The following is a 21,880-nucleotide window of genomic DNA, read 5'->3' as shown; positions in this document are numbered from 1 at the left end:
CTAACAAATCATTCTTTAAAAAAACGTATTTTGGTTTTACCCTTAATTATGGAAGGACACTCTATTACACCTGCTTCGGAATATACTAATAATTGTTTTCCGCTTTCTAGCAATCTATCGATTCCATCAGAAGTAATAGATTACTAGAAAAAGATGATCCATCAGGATGTCGACTAGTTTGATATACCTATTCCAATTGCAATAACTCGTTTAATATTTAAACAAGATAGGAGAATCGTTCATATAGCCTCTTCTCTCGCTTTATGTTTAAGGTGCCTCCAAAAAAGGGATCGTTGCTGTACCCCTTTGCATAGTGCGAAATTTTTGTAACTAATTTCTTTCATTCAAGCGACAAACATTATACCGATAACAATAAGTAAGACCCAAGAACTTATTTTACCAATATACGAAAAAAGTAGCAATCTTTTGTCCCATATAAAGAAGCCCATTAGGAGAAATGAACGAGAGATTCATTCTATTCAATTCCTTCATTGATTAATAAAAAAACAAGCCACCCAACTATTGGATGGCTCTATACTATAAAGAGAATTTGTTATTGGATTACTTCAATTTCCCTTCAAAAACAATCTTCCTACCGCACGGCTCAACTACTGTTTTGCCGTCTTTCTTTACTTCATGAAAGATTGGCTCTTCCATACGACGAGACGGAGCGTAGCCTTCTTGTTCCATACGTGCTAAGCAGTCTGTAATTGTTTCATTTTCAAGTACTTCAAATTTCTTTTTATTAGGTTGTTTTGTCATGCCCTAACCTACTTTCTATTTTTCTTGATGCAAATTGATTTTTCATGTAGACCATATATAACATTGCGAGAATTCCCATTATAATCATAACCGCAATAAAAAAGCTTGTATACTGTATTTTTTCTATAAATACGCCGCCTAATACAGGTCCCATAATACTTCCTAAACTAAAAGCGATTCCGGATAATATATTACCTGCCGGTAGTAAATGTCTCGGTAATAAATCAGTCATAAATCCAAGCCCTAAAGAGAAGCACGATCCAATAACCATACCCGCTAAAAGCATGCAGGCAAAGACGATCCAGTAATATTGATCAAATACGGCGGCAAGTAGAAAAATGCCCGTACTTATGCTAAACGTCCACGTTAATATACGGTCCCTTCCGTATTTATCACTCAATATACCGAGCGGAATTTGTGTAATAATACCCCCAACTGCAAATGCTGGTAATAAGAAGGATACATCTGAAACAGACCACCCTTTACGAAGTGCGTATACTGGTAAGTTACTGTTTAACATTGCTTCAAGTACGCCATATGCAAGTGGTCCTAGCAGTGCAATCCATCCTAATCCAACAACTTGTTTATAACGAGAAAATGATGATTCACTCTTCACTTCTCTTTCATCTTGCGCTGGGAATGCATTTTTTGTTGGAAGTAGTAAAAGCCAACCTATTAAACAAAGTAAAGTAGATATAATAAATGGCGTTGCAAGACCGTACTGCACAGTGCTTGCTAAATACGGGCCAACGGCAAAACCAATTCCGAAGAATACACCGTATATCGATACTTGTCTCCCTATTTTACTTGGGTCTGATGTTGTCGTGATCCACGTTTGTGTTCCGACATGAAGCATATGATCTCCGACTCCAACTAGAAATCTAAGGATAAACCATACCCAAAACGAAAATGTTTGTGTAAAAAAGAATAATGAAATAATAACGAGAAACCCACCTATAACAATAATCGGCTTCATTCCAAACCTTTGCATCGGTTTTTCAAGAAACGGCGAAATGACTAATATCCCAATGTACAATGCCGTCGCATGAATACCATTAATACTTGAACTAACCCCTTCTTGTTCAAAAATCATTGCAATGGCCGGTAAGAGCATTCCTTGTGATAAACCCGAGATTGCTACAATCCCAACCATAATCCAAAAAGTAAAACGCATTGACATCCCTTTCCCTCTCCTTCTCACGCTTCCACTTTTCATTATAAACTTTTTCTGCAAATGCGTGTACGAATATTCGCAATAAAAAACAAGCTAAAAGAATGAATCTTTTAGCTTGTTACCTTATCCTTCCCAAACTTGTGCTTTCACATTGTTATGAAATTGCTTAAAGTATGGATGTTTATAAAAAGCAGTTTCATATAAGTATTGCTGTGTGTTAGCGATTGGTGGCTGCGGATATTGCATTTGTAAAGGAACTACAGCTGGCGAAACTTGCATATACAGCGGGTTTATCATCATTTTTGTATATGCGTAATGATTATATGGCGAATAAGCGATGAAAAATGGTTGATGCATTGATAATCTCCCCTTTTACCTACAATGTTATAGTATATGCAATACCTTTCATTTCGGGGATTATTTCTGTTCTAACCAATTCTCTACATGTTTTATAAATACATCTAAACAATCAATAAACGGCGAGTGTCCGCAATCTTCTAATACCTTCAACTCTGCATTTGGCAAATGTTTCGCTAATTCCTCACCGACTACTTGGGGTACGACATAATCTCTATCACCTTGTATGACGAGTGTTGGCGCTTTAATACGATGAATTTGCTTACTTCCCTCTACAACCCCATTATGTTCATCTGAAATATTAAATGTAATGAGCGCATAATTCACATCTACGAAATTACGTTGCGTTAACATATCATCTAAATACTTTTCATAACGGTCCGGTTCAGGTTGGTTATGCGTATATATTAATAGATTCCATACTGTACGGTAATATAGTTTGTTCATATTTTTTATCGCGTCTAATACTGGAGCGATTTGTACTGGATCTTGTGCAATTTCTTCTTTCGTCTTTACTAAACTTGATACAATCGGCTGCCCATTCGTATCTTTTTTAAAGATTGGGTAACCTTTCATTCCTACTGATTCTACTAAAATTAACTTTTCTACAAAAGTTGGGTGATTCGCTGTAAATTGCATCGCAACGCCACCACCCATTGACCAGCCCATTAATGAGAATTTCTCTAGCTTTAACTCGTCGATAAATAATTTTACATCTTCTGCAAAGTCTTGTAATGAATCTATCGATTGATTATACGTTGATTGTCCAAATCCTCTTAAATCAAGAGCGTAAATATGATATTGATTTTGCAATTTTTCAATGACTAAATCCCAATGTTGTGACGATGTCATGTTCCCGTGAATGAGTACAAGAATATCTGTATTTCGCCTTCCAACTTCCTGATATGCAATCGTTTCTCCGTTCGATAGTGAAACAAACTCCATTGTTGCAGGCTTAATCATCACAAGTTCCCCCATTCTATTTAATAGAAAGAAAATTCTTTACTTAATTAAAGAATAGCACGTAGAATGTACGTTCGCAACATAAAACCTATAAGAATTTTTTACATAAATCAACATGTCTATTACTAGACAATTATTATAAAAAAGTATATAGTTAGCTAGGTAACTAATTTGAAAGGATCAAAATACATGGACGAAAAACAACATTTTTTTCACATCGTCAGCCAGACTTCTCGAAAGTTTACGAAGAAATTTAATGAACGTGTATCTCCAACAGGGTTATTTAGTGCGCAATGGGCTGTTATTTTCCGCATTAATCAAACTGGTTCTTGTACGCAAACAGAATTGTGCCAGTATTTAAATGTTGAATCACCAACGATGACTCGTACGTTAACACGTATGGAAACGATGGGATGGATTATTCGTACAGAAGGTAAAGATCGCCGTGAGAAGCTCATTTCTTTATCCGAAACAGCGATAAAGATGATTCCAATATGGCAAGAAGAAGTTGATACTTTCGAAGAAAAAACGCTAGAAGGTATTAACGAGGATGATTTACATCAAGCATTTCAAGTGTTACAACAAATTATTAAAAATTTAGATTAAATTGGAGGGATGACGATGCAAAGTGAGAAACTTTGGACGAAGGATTTCCTCGGAACTTGTTTTAGTAGTCTATTTCTCTTCTTAACATTTTACATGCTTATGACTACTCTACCTGTCTATGTAATAGACGGCCTAAAAGGAAAACCTGAGGAAATTGGTTTAGTTGCAACTGTGTTTCTTATTTCTTCTGTTTTATGTAGACCATTCACAGGAAAATGGCTCGATGATTTAGGAAGAAAGAAAATATTATTTATTTCACTTTCATTATTTTTAGCCGCTACTGTTATGTATTTCGGTGCGCAAAGTTTATTCTTATTACTTGCCCTTCGCTTCTTACACGGTATTGGGTTCGGGATGGCAACGACAGCTACTGGTACGATCGTAACTGATGTTGCGCCAGCTCATCGACGAGGCGAAGCACTTGCATATTTCGGCGTATTTATGAGTCTGCCGATGGTAATTGGTCCTTTTTTAGGTTTAACAATTATTTCTCATTTTTCGTTTACTGTGTTATTTATCGTTTGTTCCGTATTTTCATTACTTGCATTTTTATTAGGACTACTTGTAGATATTCCACACGAAGCACCTGTTAGCAAACAAAAACGTGAAAAAATGAAATGGAAAGACTTAATCGAACCATCTTCTATTCCAATTGCACTTACAGGATTTGTTTTAGCCTTTTCTTATAGTGGTATTTTATCCTTTATTCCTATTTATGCGAAAGAACTCGGTTTAAGTGAAATTGCAAGTTACTTCTTTATTTTATACGCACTTGTTGTTGTCATTTCTCGTCCATTTACAGGAAAGATTTTTGATCGCTTCGGTGAAAATGTACTCGTTTACCCTGCTATCATTATTTTCACAATCGGAATGTTCATATTAAGCCAAGCACAAACTTCATTTTGGTTCCTTGGCGCAGGTATGCTAATCGGTTTAGGTTACGGAACATTAATTCCGAGTTTCCAAACGATTGCGATTTCTGCCGCTCCAAACCATAGACGTGGTTCTGCGACAGCTACGTATTTCTCATTCTTTGATAGTGGTATTGGCTTTGGTTCTTTCATTTTAGGTATTGTCGCAGCGAAATCCAGTTATCATAATATGTATTTTATCGCAGCTATTATCGTTGCGTTCACTTTACTTTTATATTATGGATTACACGGACGAAAACAAAAATTCAAGAAACAACCTACAGACGGAAAAATTTCCGCTTAACGTTAATAAGGAAAGTAAACTTCCCCGTTTACTTTCCTTATTTTGTATTTCTTTCAAGACGAGCGTATACTTATAGTAGAAATAAAAAGGAGGGCCATATATGAAACTAAAAAAATCTCCCCTACTCTTACTTATACTAACATTCATATTTGTAATTACAGGGCTTGGGTTTACTTACTTCAAACAAAATAAAACGACCCCATCAAAACATAATGTGACAAAAGAAAACTGGTTAAATGACCCTTACTTACGTTGGTCATATACCCATATGAAAGAATTCACTTTAGTTAATAACGTAAAAAACAATCCTGACCAAATTGCTCACTTCCCTTCCGCATTGCAAAACTTAGACGATTTTGCTGTGGAGCGTAGATTCGGAAATACAACTCCTCTAAAAAAACTTTTAGACGATAACAAAACAGATGCTTTTGTCGTTGTACATAATGGACAACTTGTTTACGAACGATATTTCAATGGGTATAAACAGAATGAACCTCATGGTATGGCATCATTAGCAAAAGTCTTTACCGGGGCAATTATACAATCTCTCGCTGAAGAAAAACGTATTGACTTAGAAAAAACAGCTGACACTTACATAAAAGAATTAAAAAACACACCGTTCGGTAATGCCACACTTCAGCAATTAATGGACATGCAAGTGTCAGCAGAATACCCGACCCACGGATATGAGCAGCCTGGGCTAGAAAATCAAGATGCACAATTATATTTAGCTAGCAATATTTTACCCCGCGGCAAAAACTACGACGGTCCGATGAAAATTTATGATATGTTACGAGAAGCCGAAGAAACTGCACCGCCTGGTTCTTCCTTTTCTTACAATAACGGATCAACAGAAACGCTCGCTTGGATTATTAAAACTATTACTGGTAAATCACTAGCTGAAAATGTAAGTGAACGAATTTGGTCTCAAATTGGTATGGAAGAAAACGCGTATTACGTTACAGATGAAACAAAAGTAGAACAAGCTAGTGCTGGATTAAATGCAACTGCTAGAGATATGGCGAGATTTGGGCAATTACTATTAAACAACGGGGAATATAATGGAAAACAAATTCTCCCTTCTTCTATTACTGAAGATATAAAAAATGTCCAAGAAGGTGAACTTGCAATTGGCCCTGGAGCTTCCATTTCTTATCATAATCAATGGTGGATTCCGCACAATGAACAAGGTGCTTGTGAAGTGTTAGGTAGTTACGGACAAACACTTTACATCGATCCGAAAGCAAATATGGTAATCGCCCACTTCTCTTCTAACGCAACGCCAAGTAATGAAATACATTCGGTTTACTCAAATATGTATGTTGATATTGCACATTATTTAGAAAAGCTTCCACAGTAGTGGAAGCTTTTTCTTGTTGGGATATTTTATTTATACTCCTACATATTAGAAGATACTGAAAGAATAACTGCTTAAAACACGCCTATCAAAATTTATATAAGCAGTTTACATGTTTAATTAAGTGTTTAACTAATACATCCACACCTTTTGGAGAATTCGTTAAAACACTTCCCTTACAAAGATTGTCTGTTCATATTGGTCGAAAATTTCTTCTATAGATGAAAATAAAGTTTCTTCCGGGATGATGAACTTTATTTTTTGACCATTTTTTAACATAAAGGAAATTGTTCCATTATCATTAAAACCTGTATGAAACGTTCCTCGTTTATTTAATACTACCTCTTCAATTGTATTTATTTCAATTGAAAAGTTATTCTTTAATTGCAAGAGTTCATGTACATCGCCAGTATGTATTTTTGTATCTATTTCAGTTTCTAAGTTTAATTGTTTTTTCTCAATTTTTTTGAACCAGAGCAAAAACAATAGCTCTGAAATACCAGGTAATTGTTTTTTATAAGCATGTCGACTATGAAACTGTCCGCCAATCTTTATAAAATATATACAGTCACCTGTAATAAAAACTTTATAATACATATCTGCCGTAAACATTTTAGGCTTTAAAAGATAAAAACTTTTGATCATAATTCCCCCATCAATTTTAAATGTATTTGTATAAACATTTTTAGCTAGATTTGTGCTAAAACATATTTCTCATGTAATGCAACACTATTGTATTGAATCTCCTCTCCCTTTGCAACAGTTGCTTTAAAGCCAGCTAGTAACCTTTCTCTATACTATCCCTATAAGTGCTACCCCATTTCCAACCGTTTTCTTCTAGTATATTAAAAGCAGAATCTGATACAAGGCTCTATATCAACCTATCAATAAATTACCACCCTATAAATATCTGAATTTTCTTTATATTGGAGGTTATCTCCTAAACAACCTCGAATAATTGTAATACATATACATAAGGAGGGTGATCTATTTTGTTTCGTTCCTTTACAAATGGTTGCGTCGCCTTGGTGCAACGCTTCTTGCCAGAACCGTTTATTTTATCATGTTTACTAACTGTTTTTGTTATCTTCTTTGGTATGTTTGCGACTCACCAAACCCCTGTAGAAATGATTAATCACTGGGGTAATGGAATTTGGGGACTCCTCGCCTTTTCTATGCAAATGGCACTTGTACTCGTGACTGGATCTGCTTTAGCAAATGCTCCTCTTATTAAAAAGGGATTAACGAAAGCTGCCAGACTACCAAAAACGAATGGACAAGGCATTATTGCCATTTCAATTGTAAGTTTACTTGGTGCATACATAAACTGGGGCTTTGGAATTGTTGTATCTGTTTTATACGCAAAAGAAGTGGCAAGGCAGCTGGACGGATTAGATTATAGACTAGCAATTGCCTCTTCTTACTCTGGATTTCTCATTTGGCATGCGGGTCTTTCTGCCTCTATCCCTCTTACGTTAGCAACAGGCGGTGAAACGTTAATTAAAACGACTGCTGGAAGTATTAAAGAGGCGATTCCAATAACAGAAACGTTATTCTCACCATACGCTCTCGTTCCAGTTATTATTTTTCTCATTACGATGCCTCTCATTAATAAGGCGATGCATCCAGATGAAAAACATACGATCACTGTAGACCCTAGCGTGTTCCATGAAGAAGCCGCTGCTCAAGAAGTAGAAAAAAATACATTCGCTGAAAAGATGGAAAATAGCATTATTATTACACTTTGCGTTGGATTGTTAGGTCTCATTTATATTTTCAATTACTTTTATACGAAAGGTTTTAACCTTACTCTCGATATCGTGATTTTTATGTTATTAATTGCAGGTCTTATTTTCCACAGTACTCCGATTCAGTATATTCGCGCTTTTTCAGACTCTACGAAAAGTGCTTCTGGCATTTTACTTCAATTTCCGTTTTACGCAGGAATTATGGGCATGATGATTGGAGCAAATAGTGAAGGACTTTCACTTGGAGGAGCTATTTCTAATTTCTTTATTAGCATTTCAAATGAAACGACTTTTCCGCTCTTTACATTTTTAAGTGCTGGCATTGTTAACATTTTCGTTCCATCTGGCGGCGGTCAATGGGCTGTGCAAGCACCAATTATGATTCCAGCTGGCGCTGAACTTGGTGTACCTGCTGCAAAAACAGCAATGGCAATTGCATGGGGCGATGCTTGGACGAATTTAATTCAACCTTTCTGGGCATTACCAGCATTAGCGATAGCTGGTTTAGGTGCTCGTGACATTATGGGATTTTGTGTTGTGAACTTACTATATGCGGGTTTTATCATTAGTCTATGCTTCTTATTTATTTAAACGAAAAGCTAGTTTTATACTAGCTTTTTTACATAATAAATCATTTATTTCCCATGCAATTTATAACTGTATTCCACTCTATGTCCTTAAGATATAATGCCTCAAATGCAAAAAAATCTTCGCAAATTTTTCCGATCAAGTGTGGATATTCACTCAAAAAATTCCACTGTAACGCTTTAGGAAGAAAATATGTTTCATATTCTTTACTTCCCCGTACTACCTCATCAACTTCTCTTTCACAAATTCCTCTTATCAAGTAGTCATTTCTTAACTCTATTTGAATTTGCTGAAATGTTTTACTACATTTTTTCAATTGAAGTAAACACGTAACATACTTCCGAAAAAGTTCGCCGTCATACTGAATACAGTTTATAATACGGTCGACTTCATTCATAATGTACGAGCCTTTTCTTCTATTTGTAATAACCATTTTTCACGCTTTGATACTTTACTCGTTTTCACAGATTGAAACACTGAACGTTTTATATCGCGAATGCCACAAAAACGTAAAACACCTCTCTTCATCATAATCCAATCTGCTGATCGATATAACAATGCGACGTACCATAGAGGCGAGTCTAACGTATTAATAACCCACGCTTTTTTCCCTTGCAATAATCCTTTCGGCAGAGCCCCTTCATATTTATAAGCAAATCCAGCTACGAAAATACGATCGATAAATCCTTTTAAAATTGCTGGCATCCCCCACCACCATATTGGATAGATGAATAGAAGTGTATCTGCTTCTTCTACTAACGTTCTGTACCGAGCTGTTTCTTCTTCATTTACTAAATCACGTCTTTTCTTCTCTTCATTAAATACGAGGACTGGATTAAATTGTTCTTTGTATAAATCAAGTACGGTAACTGAATGATTTGTTTCCTGTAGTCCTTTTTGTACATGATTGAAAATCGCCGCGTTAAAACTTGAAGGATTAGGATGAGCGTATACAATTAGTACGTTCACTACAAAACAACTCCCTCTATAAGTTAAAGTTACCCCTTCTTTAACAATTTCTCTACAATTTGTACGTTTTTCGAACTTTGCAACAATCGATTCAATAATATAAGTAACTCTTCTTTTTCTAAATCTTTCAGTTTCTCTTTAACTGCACTCTCACCAGCACCTTGAATATCATAAACAACTGCCGCCATATGTTTACAATAATTTTCATAGGGACACTCACAGTTACTTTCTGAAAAATCTTCGAGATCGATAACTACTTCATAATTCCCTGCATTACCCGTCACAAAAGCAAATACTTTATTATCATGTACTTCAACATCTTCTACATGCCCATCTTCATAATATTCATATCCTCTATCAATAATATATTTCGGAATATGCTTATATAGTTCTTTTATTAAATAAGCATACATAACAACACCTCTTCCTTTAATTCCCTTTTGACTTCCACAACCCCTGCATGTTATTCTAATAACTGTCAAATAGCAAGTCTATATGACAAAACGACTGACACCTATTCGGCGAAGGTGTCTCTTTTCATTTGCAGCCGATATGAATTGCCTCTTTCAGGCACATTCAATTTTTGACACTACACACTCAACACCATTCCCTGTATCAGGCTGCTTTAGCAGTCTTTTACTCTACATACTCCGTTATTTTAAGAAAAAAAGAGAGCTTAGCTCCCTTTTCTCGCCTTATACAATACCCCTTTTTCAGCATAGAGATATTCATCAGCTAATGTAATTTTCCCATCCAGTTTTAGTTCGTCTAATAATCTTGATAAATAAAATTGATGCAACATCTTTTTCGTGAATTTTCCTTCATGATGCGAAACGATATGTTCTTGAATATCTAACAATGATATTGGCTTATCTTGCTCTATCATATATTCATAAACTGTACTACGCAGTTTTACGTATTTTTCGAGTGTCACAGTAATGCGCAACCCCTTTCTTCTTAATATAAATTTTCGTAATCGGTTTTTTTGCAATAAAAAAACCTCTCCGATAAGAAGAAGTTACGTATATATCTTCGTCTTATCTCCCAGAACAAATATGTTCTGCTGGAATTAGCACCTGCATCGCGGTTGCTGGGTTTCATCGGGCCAGTCCCTCCACCTCTCTGGATAAGAAAATATTCACTTAATTCTTACTATACGTAATTCCACTTTAATTGTCAAACAAATATAATAAATATAACAAATTATATTTTCTTCCTTACTGTTCATACTACCCATATACGAACATGCAAGGAGGATTATGAAATGCATCAAAATGCTCGCGGATATGTACAAGATTCTTTTCAATCATTACAAGAAGCTAAAAATTGTTTAGAAGAAGCGCTCGAAACAGTTGAAAAAGATTTTAATCGTGCTCGTATTGAACAATCACTTTATGCTGTTGAACAAGCTATTCAACGTTGCGAGTACACCGTTCACATTTTAGAAAAAGATTAAAAACTTCCCATCAATTGATGGGAAGTTTTTCCAAATGGCATACTTCATAATTATTGCCGTTATGATTAAAAAATATACAGAATTAGCAATTTCTAAAATTCCTACTTTTATAATAGAAATTTTTTTGCCATACAACACAATTGCTCGAATGACACTTGGTATAAAAATAAGAGAACACCACGGATTAATCACAAATATGATTATCGTTAATACGATATGATATCCCCAAGATATAAGACGATACTTCGGGTTATTTTTTTCACGAATCATCGTTTTCACATAGAGCGTACTACCTAAAAAGTATAAAAATGAAATAAGTGCAATGAATAAAGCTGTATGATCGATTTGCTTCATTGAAAAGTAATAACTAATTAACCCACCGATACAAAACACAATGATTGCACAAATATCATTTAATAGTGCTCTTTCATTTTTTTGACGGGCGTAATACATATTCACTATAAATAATGGAATCATTACTATTAAGAATAAAAGAATTCGCCACTCATATAATAAAGAAATCGTCCCAAATAGGAACGCAATGCTGAAATAAACAATGGCAGCTTGTAAAAACTCTTTTTTTCGTCTTTGCTTTATGTACGTAAGAAATGGATACGTGGCTAAATAGATAAAGAACCACGCTAAAAACAATGGAATATGATAAATAGTAGGTTTTCCAAGTATGACACTTAATAAAAAAGGAATAACAAGCATAGCCCATGCACCATGTTGCTTCGGAATAACTAACTTCATTAACTATACACCTCCCTTTTGAAAGAAGTTCTCACCTACAATTATACAAATAATTTTATATAATAACGGATGTATATTAAATCGATTTTTTGACAAAAAAATGCTCCTTACAATATGTAAGAAGCATGAAAGAGGCAAACGAATATGTAAGTCGCGACCCTACCTTATATGAGTATGCTTTTCTATGTCACGTTATGCTCATCTAATATACCGTATTTCTTTTTAAATCTTGTAAGAATCGTAATCCATGAAGTACTAAATAGTAATAAGAAAATAACATTCGAAATCGCATGGCTCAAATCAAAGTAAAAACTTGCGATATAATACGAAATGACAGTTTCCCACGTTGCTTCTCGTATAAAACCGAGAAGGCCCCAGAAATTCATAATCCAGCCAAATAAAAAGCCAACAATTACTCCGTAAAGAAGTCTTCCCCATAGCTTTTTCATAAAAAATGTATTACGAAGTAAACCTGCTATAAAACCAATCATACCCCACGAAAACATTTGCCACGGTGTCCATGGACCTTGTCCTAAAAAAATATTAGATACAATTGCTGCTGTAGCACCAATCATAAAACCAGTTTCACTTCCAAATACAATTGCAGAAACGATAATGACAAAAGAAGTTGGTTGTACACTTGGTAAAATAGAAAATGGCACCCGGCTTACTGCTGCAATTGCCGCTAATACAGCAACGAGAACAATTTCACGTGAAACAAACGCCTTTCTTTCAAAACGGATATAGAAAGGTAACATAATAACCGCTAATATAAACAAACTACTTAACATGTAATAACCGTCCATGACAAGTGTCGTAAAGAGTAATGTGCCGATTATTACTGCAAAGATACATATTATGAATGCAACATATCTTTTGGACAAGCTTCGTACACATCCTCCCACGTTAATGCATATGGCAATTCTTTTCGAATGAATCGGTTAATAGATGTTGTATAAAAGAAGTTGCCGCTAAAAAATTCTTTCGGTGCATCATTCATAATGACTGTTCCATCAAATAACATCATACATTGATCAACGTATTTCGCTGCAAATTCAATGTCATGCGTCGCCATTACAATTGTTGTTCCTTCTTTTTGTAGCTTCCTAAATAGCTCTCCTACTCTTTCTTTCTTCCATGGATCTAACCCCTTTGTCGGTTCATCCAGTAATAATAAAGTCGGCTTTGATAATAACGTCGTACATAACGCAAGTAATTGTTGCTCTCCTCCGCTACAATCGTGCGGATGGCGTTCTTTAAGCGAATACAACCAAAACTGTTTTAGCGTATCTTCTGCTATTTCTTTTCCTTGTTCTCCGTATAATTCACGTGCACGTTCATAAACCTCGTCCCATACTGTATCAAATGTAAAATGATAATACGGATGCTGCGATACATACCCAATACTTTTAAATCGTTCTTTCGAATCAATTTTATGTATCACTTTTCCGTTCCACTTTACTTTCCCTCTTCTCGCTTTTTGTAATCCTGCTAAAATCGTTAACAGTGTAGACTTACCTGTACCATTCTTCCCAACGAGTGCTACCCATTTTCCTTTTTCAATCGAAACTGATAAATCACGTAAAATAAGCGGACTATTTTTTTCATATTGGAACGAAATATGCTCTGCGCTTAAAATTACCTCTTGCTTTTCACTTTGTGCTATTGGCTCATTTACATATGATATCGCTGCAAAATCATTCATTTTCATTTGCGCCTCTCGCACTGTAAACGGAATATCTCTCACATTCCACTCTAAAAATAGCCTTGGAATTTGCGGAATAAATGGACGGAATGTTTCTACTCCCCACATATCCGTAATAACAATTTTAGGACTACCATCATACATAATACGGCCATTATCCATACAAACAACGCGTGTTGCAAGCGGGATAACTTCATCTAAGCGATGTTCACTTAAAATAATCGTAATTCCAAGTTCTTCATTAATCCGTTTTAATAATCCTAAAAATTCTTTTGCAGCGATTGGATCTAACTGCGCTGTCGGTTCATCTAATAATAGCAATTTCGGCTGCATAACTAATACCGCAGCTAAATTGACAAGCTGCTTCTGCCCACCAGATAACGTATGAACAGATTGATGCAATAAATCTTGAAATCCTAAAAAGCTAATAAGCTCTGCTATTCTTTTTTGAATAATATGTGATGGTAATCCGATATTTTCTAAAGAAAATGCTAATTCTTGAATCACTGTATCCATAACAATCTGGTTTTCTGGGTTTTGAAATACCATCCCAATTTCTTGGGCAGATAACAAATCAGCTACTTCCTCTATTAAAACACCCTCATAAAATATCTCTCCAGAACGCGTACCAATTGGAAGTAACTCCTTTTTAAAATGTTTTAATAACGTCGTCTTCCCAGATCCCGATCCTCCAGCAAGTGCAATAAACTCACCTTTTTGAACAGAAAGAGAAATATGCTGTAACGCGTATTCGTTTTCATCAGCATATACAAATGATAAATTGTTTATTTCTGCATGCGCCACCATATCCATTCTCTCCCTTCCATCATAATTGGTAAACTAATAAACAGTGTAAATAATACAAACATCATTCCATCGTATTGCAGGAATAAAATAGATTCGACTTTCGGATAAATAATCAATTTCCCTCCGCCATAATTACTACATACAATAGCAGCTATAAATAAAATGATTAAATAACTGAGCGTATACCAATCACGCCTTTCCATTCTATAGCGAATATACGTCGTACGCTTCGTTACACCAAATCCACGAGCTTGCATAGAATCTGCCGTTTGCAGTGCATCTTCTAATGAACAAATTAATAATACTTGCAGCAATTGCATACCATTTTTGACGCGTTCAATTATCGAACCTGAATCTACCTGCACACCTTTCGTTTTTTGGACGAGTGTGATTTTCTTTAATCGTCTTATAAACAAAGGAACAAATCTCACTGTAATCATCGTTAACAATGCAACTTTCGGTGAAATTCTTGAAAACAAATATAAAAATTTATGACTGGACATAATATCATTGTACGACGCAAACGTAAACATAACTGCAACTAGTAATAACCCCATTACTATTCCAAACATAATCGCCTCAAGCTTAATACGGCTATCACCTAACCAAAATAACGTAGTTCGACCTCTATGCGTTAATAACGAATTAAATAAAATTACCATAAAAAAGAAAACAATTGTGCTCGGTAGCATCTTTCTTATCTTTTCGCTATTTCCTTGCATCACATTTAACATAATAATTAATACTATTGCTCCAATTAAAAAAAGAGGATGAAGACACACCGTACATAGTATCATCACCCCGATATAATAGAAAAAATTCACAAAAGGATGTAAAGAAGAAAAACTTATTTTCATAGCCCTTTACCGAATGCCTTTCTTATTGTAATACGTATACCCACTCAATTGTATCTCCTGGTTTTACCGTAGCTACACCAGCACTATGGTTTGGAAAAGCACCGTTCACACGATATTTCCATCCACTAGTATCCGCAATATCTTTTTCATATAAATCATTAATACCTTTTACATAAATACTATCTCTAGATCCGCTTGCATCAACATCTAATCCTGTACGTTGTAATACTTTATACACAGTATCGCCATCTTGTACATCCATCTTTTTCGCACCCATTATATATCCGTTATTTCCTTTTACCGAGATTGTTACTTGTTTTGCTTTAGGTACTGGTGGTACTGGTGGTGGTACTGGTGGTGGCACTGGGTTTGGTGGTGGTACCGGTGTTGGTGGAGCTGGTACACTATTGCTCTCTTCTGGCTTTTTCTTTTGCTCCTGCTTCGGTGTTTCTTTCGGCTGATTCACAACCTTTGCTTCTTCTTTTACTTCTGGTGCTTTCGGTTGTTGTTTCTCTTCTGGTGCTTGTTGCTGCTCTGGTTGCTTATTTACAGCCGGCTGTTGTTCCTGTTGTTTCTCTTCTTTCTTTACCTCTGGTTGTGCCTGCGGCTTTTCCTCTTTCGGCTTCTCTTCTACTTTTTGTTCTTGTTTCTCTTTCTGTTCTTCTTGCTGCTTTTGCTCTGATTCAGCTTGCTTTTCTTCTGCTTTTTCTTCTGGCTTCGCTTCATCTTTTTGTTCTTCTTGTTTCGCTACCTCTTCTTGCTTCGGTTCTACCTTCTTTTCAGGCTTTACAGCTGCCTCTTCACATCCGGCAAGTAGCCCGAGCGAAAGCAGTAAAGAAATGAACCATTTCACCTTACTCATCCTATCTCTCACCTTTCATACGAAAATTAGGAGCAAATAATTGCTCCTAATTTTTTGTTAAGCTGCTTTACGTCTCCATAATACATATGCAGAAGCAATACATAATACACCCATACCTACTTCTGTTGCTGGACTATGAGAAGATGCTCCTGTTTTTGGTAGACTGTTACCGTTTCCGATTTTTTTATTCTTAACCGGTTCGTTATCTACAACTACTTTTAGATTTTCATCTTTTGTTTCTTCTTGTACTTGTTTTTGTTCTTTCGGTTCTTCAGTAACTTCTTTTTCTACTACATTATTTTCTGGTTCAACGACCTTTTCTGGCTCTTCAATCGGTTTTGGCTTAATTACATCACCAATGTCTACATTAGACCAATCATAAATAGATTTCCCCATTTCCTTAAATTGAAGTAATGCTAAAAGAGCCTGTTCTGTAGTCATTCCGTTACCATTTTGATCACTTGGTAACCATTTAAATTCACCATTTGAAAGTTGATATGATAATAGGTTTTGCATTGCCTTATGAAGACGGTTTTGATCTACATCTTTAACAAGCGATAATCCAATAATTGCTTGCGCAGTACTATTTGAATTTTCTTGTCCATCAGCTGAAAAACCACCATTTTGCAGCTGTTCGTTATATAAATACGCAACAGCTTTTTGTATAGCTGGTTTCACATCTGATCGCTCTTGATAAGGGGCTAATGCTGATAAAACCATACCTGTTACATCAACGCTACTAGCACTATCTTTACTACCTGAACTATTATAAGTCCATCCACCGTCTGTATGCTGATTATTTAACAGTGCTTCCACTAGAGCAACTCTGTTCCATTTTGATTCAACTGGAATCTCATACTTCTTCGTATCAAATGCAAGTAAAGCAAATGCATAACCTGTAACAGAATTCACTTTATCTGACTCATACAATTTTTGAACTAAATTATGTCCACCTACATTTTTAGGGTCTGCACTCATTGCATTCATCATAATAATTGTTCTAGCTAAATCTGTCGCTGAAAAACGATTAATGCGCTTTTCTACTTTTTCAGTTACTGACTTAACATAATTTAATTTTGCCTCAATTGGCACATTCTTTCCAGAACGAGAAAGCGCTACAGCTACCCAATCACTTTCAATTCCATCTTGTAACATCTTATCTGATGTTTTAGAAATGGCTTCGTTTAATTGTGCACTTGAATCTTGAATGTTCTCTTGCTTTGGTTGTTCTGGTTGTTCTGGTTGTTCTGGTTGTTCTGGTTGTTCTGGTTGTTCTGGTTGTTCTGGTCTTGGATCATCCGTCTTCGGTTCTTCTGGTTTTTCTTGTTTTGGATCATCCGTCTTTGGTTCTTCTGGTTTTTCTTGTTTTGGATCATCCGTCTTTGGCTCTTCTGGTTTTTCTTGTTTTGGATCATCCGTCTTTGGTTCTTCTGTTTTACACGTCCCAAACTTATCTAACGTTTCTTTCAATGTTTCCTGGCTTATATTGCTCCAGTCTGAAGCAAAGCGAAAGACAACAACATCTCCAGATTTTAATTTATAACTATCTGCTCCGACTTCTGCAGACTTATCATTTACATCATACAGCCAAGCACTTGTATCCCCGGCCATTAAACCATCGATTCCTTTTACATATGTTCCAAACGACATCGTTTCAGATTCTACCTTGTCCCCCATGACCTTTTGCAGCAAACTTAAAGCTGTTTCCCCATCTTTAATTTGCTCTTCTTTCGGACATAACATAATGCCTTTTTGTGATTCCCCAATAATTGCAAGTTTTGCTGTATTTTCTTCAGCAAACGTAATATGTACTGTATTCGCAAAAGAAACAAATACAAGTGTCACTGCCATTAACGACGTAAGCAGCCACTTTTTCAACATTGCCATCCCAAAATTTCCTCCCTTACTACCATTTACACAAAAAAAGGCCCTTCAAGGGCGTGCGATTGACACTCTCTTTTTGTAAGTGTCGAACAAAAATGTACAACACCTCCTACCCGCATTATTCGCGGCTATATTTGTATAGGAAAAATAATTTTGTTTATGAACGTATCATTGTGATAACATTCACTTTTCTTGGCACAACTTACTTCCATTTAAGTTATCATAAAACGATAAACCTATACATTCTGTAAATTTTAAATTTCTGTATTATTTTACTATTGACAAAGAATTTTGTCCATGCTTTATCGGATTTATTTTCTAAGAATAATAACTTATTAACTCTTAACTATGTAAACTCTTTTCGCTAATAATGACGCCATCTTCATCCGCATAGACATATTCATTTGGATTCCATTCTACTTGTCCAAAGTGCAATGAAATATTTCGTTCTCCTTTTCCTTCTTTCACACTTCTATTTGGCATCGTTCCTAACGCTAAAATACCAATATTAATATTCTTTAGTTCACTAGAATCACGAACATACCCATTCACAATAATTCCTGCTAGCTTTCTTTCTTCTGCAATAGCTGCCAAATTATCACCAAGTAACGCACAATTAGCAGACGCTCCTCCATCAACAACTAATACTGTTCCTTCTGGTAATGTTTGCAATCCTTCCTTCACTAGTACATTATCATCTTTCACTTTTACAGTTGCAATTTTCCCATGGAATTGTTCTTTCTTCCCAAAAGACCGAAAAGACTGGCGACATATTTGTAATTCCTTTTCAAATTCATCACATAGATCAGTAGTTTTCCACATCTTGTTCCCTCTTTTCCTTTTTCTTTTTACATAACATATTCTTGGCTTATTATCGTTTCCCTGTCTAATATTGCAATAATTTGTATGTGCGGGAAAAGGATACAAAAACTATTGCCTTAAGAAGCTACCTTTATTATAATCTATTTCACAGATTGAATTCAGAATATTAAAAATTAACCAAGTGAAGAAGGAGGGATTTTATGCAAATACAAACTGAGGCAAAAAAACAACCTAGTAAACAAAAGTTTAAAATGCCTGATGCGTACGTACTACTATTTTTTATTGCTTTACTTTGCGCCATTGCTACATATTTCGTTCCCGCTGGAGAATTTAAAAGAGTTACAAACGGGACCGTTACAACGACAATACCAGGTAGCTATCATTCTGTTCCGCAATCACCTGTAGGATTTGTTTCTTTTTTTACCGCTATTGAAAAAGGAATGACACTTGCTGCTCCGATCATCTTTTTAATTTTATTTACAGGCGGTGCCATTGCCATTCTTGAAAAAACAGGTGCTCTTGACGGTTTAATCTATCATGTTATAAACAAATTTCGTAATCAGCAATTACTTTTCATTTGTATCGTTGCCGCACTTTTTTCTATTCTCGGAACGACTGGCATTATCGTTAATTCAGTTATCGGTTTTATCCCCATCGGTATCATCGTTGCACGCACATTAAAATGGGACGCTATCGTCGGTGTAGCAATTATTTATTTAGGCACTTATGCTGGTTTTAACGCTACTATTTTATCCCCCTCACCTTTAGGCATTTCACAAAAGATCGCAGAACTTCCGATGTTTTCGGGAATTGGTTTACGCACAGCTATCTATATATCTTTTTTACTTGCCACTATCCTTTATATTAATTGGTATGTAAAGCGCTTGAAAAAATCGAATAAAGGAAGCATTCTTGGCGATAACTGGTTTCCAAGTAACGCTCTTTCAAGCGAAAAGGAAGCAGAGAAAAAAGAAGTTCCTTGGACGATACGTCATAAATTAATTTTACTCGTTTCAGCTTTATCATTAATTGCATTTTTAATAGGCGCTTTTCGTCTACATTGGACGGACGCAGAAATGACCGCTACTTTTATTTTCATAGCAATTACAGCCGGAATAATAGGTGGCATGAAAGCAAACGATATCGCTTCTACTTTTCTAACTGGCTGCCAAAACCTTATCTATGGTGCTTTAATTGTCGGAATGGCTCGCTGTATTTCAGTCATTTTAGAACAAGGCAAATTACTTGATACTATCGTTAACCAGCTCGCACAGTCTCTTGAAGGACAAAGCCCTGTATTTGGTGTTATCGGTATGTACGTAAGTAGTGCCGCATTACATTTCCTTATTTCATCCGGAACAGGAGAATCGGTTATTTTTATTCCGATATTAGCTCCATTAGCTGATTTCATGCACATTACACGCCAAGTTACAGTACAGGCTGTTATGCTCGGCGAGGGTGTAGTAAACTGCCTTAATCCAACTTCCGGTGTTTTAATGGGCGTTCTCGCAGCGAGCGGCATTTCTTATGGAAAATGGATTCGTTTCATGGCTCCACTTGCACTCATTTGGTTTATCATTGGACTTGTTTTTCTTATTGTTGGGGTGAATATTGAGTGGGGACCTTACTAAATACTTAACTAGATAAATAAGTACTATCGTTCCATATAAATATCTATTCTATTTCCCTCACTAGTCCTATAAAAATCATTTATTCTAGTAAAAATATAAGAAGGGATTGATCATAATGATCAATCCCTTTTATCAAAATATAATACCTTTAAAAATCTTAGTTCCAAATTTTATTTACCCATTCAGGATGATCAATAAAAGGATTGCGGTTATGTTGATATTTTGTAAAAATCACTTCATTACGCTTTCGCTCTAAATCATCGACCGGGTCTTGTTCATTCCATTTTAATAAGACAGATAGTTTCCCCATGTATGGATCTTTATTGTTATTCACTTTTTCATTTAGTTCTAAATCTATTTCGCCGTTGTCTCCCTCGTAACGAACAGCCATATAAAACAGCATTCTAGCAATATCTCCCTTTACACTATCACGAGGTTCCCAAGAATCACTATCATATTTACATTCTGTCGCCTCAGAATGATTCACACCACCATTATCAAAATCTAGATTTCCACGTGAACTATTTACAGATACATCCGTCGCTCTTAAATGATGTAGATCTGTTCCAGGTCCTGCAGTCGTTCCAAAGTCACCGTGAGATTTTGCCCAAACATGCTCTCGGTTCCAGTTATTTACTCCTGATCCATTCGTAAGCTTCCCTTGCGAACGACCAGTATATAAGAGTATCACATTATTTTTATTATTTGGATCTTCATCAGTATCTCCTAGTGCTTCCCAAACCGCACTGTATGATAATTTTGTATGATTATCAATAACATTATGCAATTCCTTCTTTAATTCTAACCCCGTTTTTCCTATTGCGTTATTATAATATGTATCGTCATAACTTTTTACAATAATCTCTTGTGCTGATGCAGGAGCTACTTCACCGTGTATAGTATCTGTGAATGATAGAGATGCAGAACCTAAAATAAAAAATGAAGACAGTGTAATCATAGCAATCTTTGTATTTCGAAACTTCATATACCCATTCCCCTTTAAAATATAATTTAAAGCTATTAACTAAAAAGTGCTTTCTAACCCCCAAAACCTTTTAGAAACCCCTACCCCTTTTCTGTTTATTTAATACAAGACTCTATCCAGTCTGTATCACTTCTAAACTTTTTATTTATTCACATTCCAAACAATTTCACTTTTTACAAGGAATATCCTTTTCTTATAAAGATTATTAACATATTCTTTACAACTAAAAAGTAGTTTAATATTAACTTATAAATTTAAATTTATTTATGCAATAATGCATATTTGATAAATACTTTAAAAAACAGTTTGAATAAAATGCATTCAAAGAAAACCGTGCCACAAAACAGATACGGTCTAAGACAGAAATAATAAAAATTAA

At 35.4% G+C, this 21,880-nt stretch carries 23 protein-coding genes and 1 riboswitch; of the genes, 6 read left to right on the top strand and 17 right to left on the bottom strand.

Annotation, left to right across the window (positions count from 1 at the left end; translation table 11 throughout):
- Window positions 1-561: 561 nt before the first annotated feature.
- From C4S65_RS04410 to C4S65_RS04395, 4 genes are all read right to left on the bottom strand, one after another.
- The gene (locus tag C4S65_RS04410) at window positions 562-762 is read right to left on the bottom strand and encodes an NETI motif-containing protein (protein WP_000166303.1); all 201 of its coding nucleotides are present in this window, start codon (window positions 760-762) and stop codon (window positions 562-564) included.
- Window positions 746-1,942: an MFS transporter gene (locus C4S65_RS04405; protein ID WP_000062802.1), complete on the bottom strand. Its 1,197-nt coding sequence runs from the start codon at window positions 1,940-1,942 to the stop codon at window positions 746-748. Before C4S65_RS04405 ends, C4S65_RS04410 begins: the two co-directional genes overlap by 17 nt.
- 117 nt (window positions 1,943-2,059) lie before the next feature.
- Window positions 2,060-2,293, bottom strand: coding sequence for a hypothetical protein (locus C4S65_RS04400; protein WP_000554162.1), 234 nt, complete (start codon window positions 2,291-2,293; stop codon window positions 2,060-2,062).
- Window positions 2,294-2,353: 60 nt separating this feature from the next.
- On the bottom strand, window positions 2,354-3,256 hold the full coding sequence (locus tag C4S65_RS04395; protein ID WP_000594888.1) for an alpha/beta hydrolase: 903 nt from the start codon (window positions 3,254-3,256) through the stop codon (window positions 2,354-2,356).
- 189 nt (window positions 3,257-3,445) lie between these two features.
- Between C4S65_RS04395 and C4S65_RS04390 the strand changes: the two genes are divergently transcribed.
- From C4S65_RS04390 to C4S65_RS04380, 3 genes are all read left to right on the top strand, one after another.
- Window positions 3,446-3,862 carry a MarR family transcriptional regulator gene (locus C4S65_RS04390; protein ID WP_000343675.1) on the top strand — a complete coding sequence of 139 codons (417 nt, stop codon included), beginning with the start codon at window positions 3,446-3,448 and terminating at the stop codon, window positions 3,860-3,862.
- A gap of 15 nt (window positions 3,863-3,877) precedes the next feature.
- Entirely contained in the window at window positions 3,878-5,077 is a 1,200-nt protein-coding gene (locus C4S65_RS04385) for an MFS transporter (RefSeq protein ID WP_001190318.1), read from the top strand.
- Between the two features lie 100 nt (window positions 5,078-5,177).
- Window positions 5,178-6,437 (top strand): serine hydrolase, encoded by a 1,260-nt coding sequence (locus C4S65_RS04380; RefSeq protein ID WP_000768749.1) that lies wholly within the window; start codon window positions 5,178-5,180, stop codon window positions 6,435-6,437.
- 159 nt (window positions 6,438-6,596) lie between these two features.
- On the opposite strand, the gene C4S65_RS04375 is transcribed toward C4S65_RS04380, so the two are convergent.
- Entirely contained in the window at window positions 6,597-7,079 is a 483-nt protein-coding gene (locus tag C4S65_RS04375; RefSeq protein ID WP_000597312.1) for a hypothetical protein, read from the bottom strand.
- Between the two features lie 347 nt (window positions 7,080-7,426).
- Here C4S65_RS04375 and C4S65_RS04370 point away from each other — a divergent pair, with 347 nt between their 5' ends.
- Window positions 7,427-8,773: a short-chain fatty acid transporter gene (locus C4S65_RS04370; RefSeq protein WP_000490012.1), complete on the top strand. Its 1,347-nt coding sequence runs from the start codon at window positions 7,427-7,429 to the stop codon at window positions 8,771-8,773.
- A 40-nt stretch (window positions 8,774-8,813) separates the two neighbouring features.
- Here C4S65_RS04370 and C4S65_RS04365 read toward each other — a convergent pair whose 3' ends face one another.
- From C4S65_RS04365 to C4S65_RS04350, 4 genes are all read right to left on the bottom strand, one after another.
- Window positions 8,814-9,167 carry a group-specific protein gene (locus C4S65_RS04365; protein WP_141551115.1) on the bottom strand — a complete coding sequence of 118 codons (354 nt, stop codon included), beginning with the start codon at window positions 9,165-9,167 and terminating at the stop codon, window positions 8,814-8,816.
- A complete protein-coding gene (locus C4S65_RS04360) occupies window positions 9,164-9,739 on the bottom strand; it encodes an NAD(P)H-dependent oxidoreductase (protein ID WP_061666584.1) in 576 nt (191 codons plus the stop codon). Before C4S65_RS04360 ends, C4S65_RS04365 begins: the two co-directional genes overlap by 4 nt.
- A gap of 29 nt (window positions 9,740-9,768) precedes the next feature.
- Window positions 9,769-10,152 carry an SWIM zinc finger family protein gene (locus tag C4S65_RS04355; RefSeq protein WP_061666585.1) on the bottom strand — a complete coding sequence of 128 codons (384 nt, stop codon included), beginning with the start codon at window positions 10,150-10,152 and terminating at the stop codon, window positions 9,769-9,771.
- Between the two features lie 263 nt (window positions 10,153-10,415).
- Complete coding sequence (locus C4S65_RS04350; protein WP_000171476.1) at window positions 10,416-10,673, bottom strand: hypothetical protein; 258 nt, start codon at window positions 10,671-10,673, stop codon at window positions 10,416-10,418.
- Between the two features lie 100 nt (window positions 10,674-10,773).
- Window positions 10,774-10,872: riboswitch (SAM riboswitch) on the bottom strand.
- 131 nt (window positions 10,873-11,003) lie between these two features.
- Here C4S65_RS04350 and C4S65_RS04345 point away from each other — a divergent pair.
- Window positions 11,004-11,195 (top strand): hypothetical protein, encoded by a 192-nt coding sequence (locus C4S65_RS04345; protein ID WP_000554032.1) that lies wholly within the window; start codon window positions 11,004-11,006, stop codon window positions 11,193-11,195.
- On the opposite strand, the gene C4S65_RS04340 is transcribed toward C4S65_RS04345, so the two are convergent.
- From C4S65_RS04340 to rraA, 7 genes are all read right to left on the bottom strand, one after another.
- Entirely contained in the window at window positions 11,181-11,948 is a 768-nt protein-coding gene (locus C4S65_RS04340) for a YwiC-like family protein (protein WP_098838690.1), read from the bottom strand. The two genes, C4S65_RS04345 and C4S65_RS04340, sit on opposite strands and share 15 nt — an antisense overlap.
- Before the next feature lie 182 nt (window positions 11,949-12,130).
- A complete protein-coding gene (locus C4S65_RS04335; protein WP_000044901.1) occupies window positions 12,131-12,832 on the bottom strand; it encodes an ECF transporter S component in 702 nt (233 codons plus the stop codon).
- A complete protein-coding gene (locus tag C4S65_RS04330) occupies window positions 12,805-14,466 on the bottom strand; it encodes an energy-coupling factor ABC transporter ATP-binding protein (protein WP_048568382.1) in 1,662 nt (553 codons plus the stop codon). The genes C4S65_RS04335 and C4S65_RS04330 overlap by 28 nt, the downstream gene beginning before the upstream one ends.
- The gene (locus tag C4S65_RS04325) at window positions 14,439-15,317 is read right to left on the bottom strand and encodes an energy-coupling factor transporter transmembrane component T (RefSeq protein ID WP_098838689.1); all 879 of its coding nucleotides are present in this window, start codon (window positions 15,315-15,317) and stop codon (window positions 14,439-14,441) included. The genes C4S65_RS04330 and C4S65_RS04325 overlap by 28 nt, the downstream gene beginning before the upstream one ends.
- Before the next feature lie 22 nt (window positions 15,318-15,339).
- Entirely contained in the window at window positions 15,340-16,179 is an 840-nt protein-coding gene (locus C4S65_RS04320) for a DUF4430 domain-containing protein (protein ID WP_097888909.1), read from the bottom strand.
- A gap of 57 nt (window positions 16,180-16,236) precedes the next feature.
- The gene (locus C4S65_RS04315; RefSeq protein WP_103945141.1) at window positions 16,237-18,066 is read right to left on the bottom strand and encodes a DUF4430 domain-containing protein; all 1,830 of its coding nucleotides are present in this window, start codon (window positions 18,064-18,066) and stop codon (window positions 16,237-16,239) included.
- Window positions 18,067-18,405: 339 nt separating this feature from the next.
- Window positions 18,406-18,885 carry a ribonuclease E activity regulator RraA gene (gene rraA / locus C4S65_RS04310; RefSeq protein WP_061666591.1) on the bottom strand — a complete coding sequence of 160 codons (480 nt, stop codon included), beginning with the start codon at window positions 18,883-18,885 and terminating at the stop codon, window positions 18,406-18,408.
- A 200-nt stretch (window positions 18,886-19,085) separates the two neighbouring features.
- On the opposite strand from rraA, the gene C4S65_RS04305 reads away from it, so the two are divergent.
- A complete protein-coding gene (locus C4S65_RS04305) occupies window positions 19,086-20,516 on the top strand; it encodes an SLC13 family permease (RefSeq protein WP_001166974.1) in 1,431 nt (476 codons plus the stop codon).
- Between the two features lie 157 nt (window positions 20,517-20,673).
- Here C4S65_RS04305 and C4S65_RS04300 read toward each other — a convergent pair whose 3' ends face one another.
- Window positions 20,674-21,501, bottom strand: coding sequence for an endonuclease (locus C4S65_RS04300; RefSeq protein ID WP_061666592.1), 828 nt, complete (start codon window positions 21,499-21,501; stop codon window positions 20,674-20,676).
- Window positions 21,502-21,880 lie beyond the last annotated feature (379 nt).

The sequence above is a fragment of the Bacillus sp. ok061 genome, from assembly GCF_900108285.1.
GTDB classification, from domain to species: Bacteria; Bacillota; Bacilli; order Bacillales; family Bacillaceae_G; genus Bacillus_A; species Bacillus_A thuringiensis_S.
This window is presented reverse-complemented; position numbering and strand designations above follow the sequence as displayed.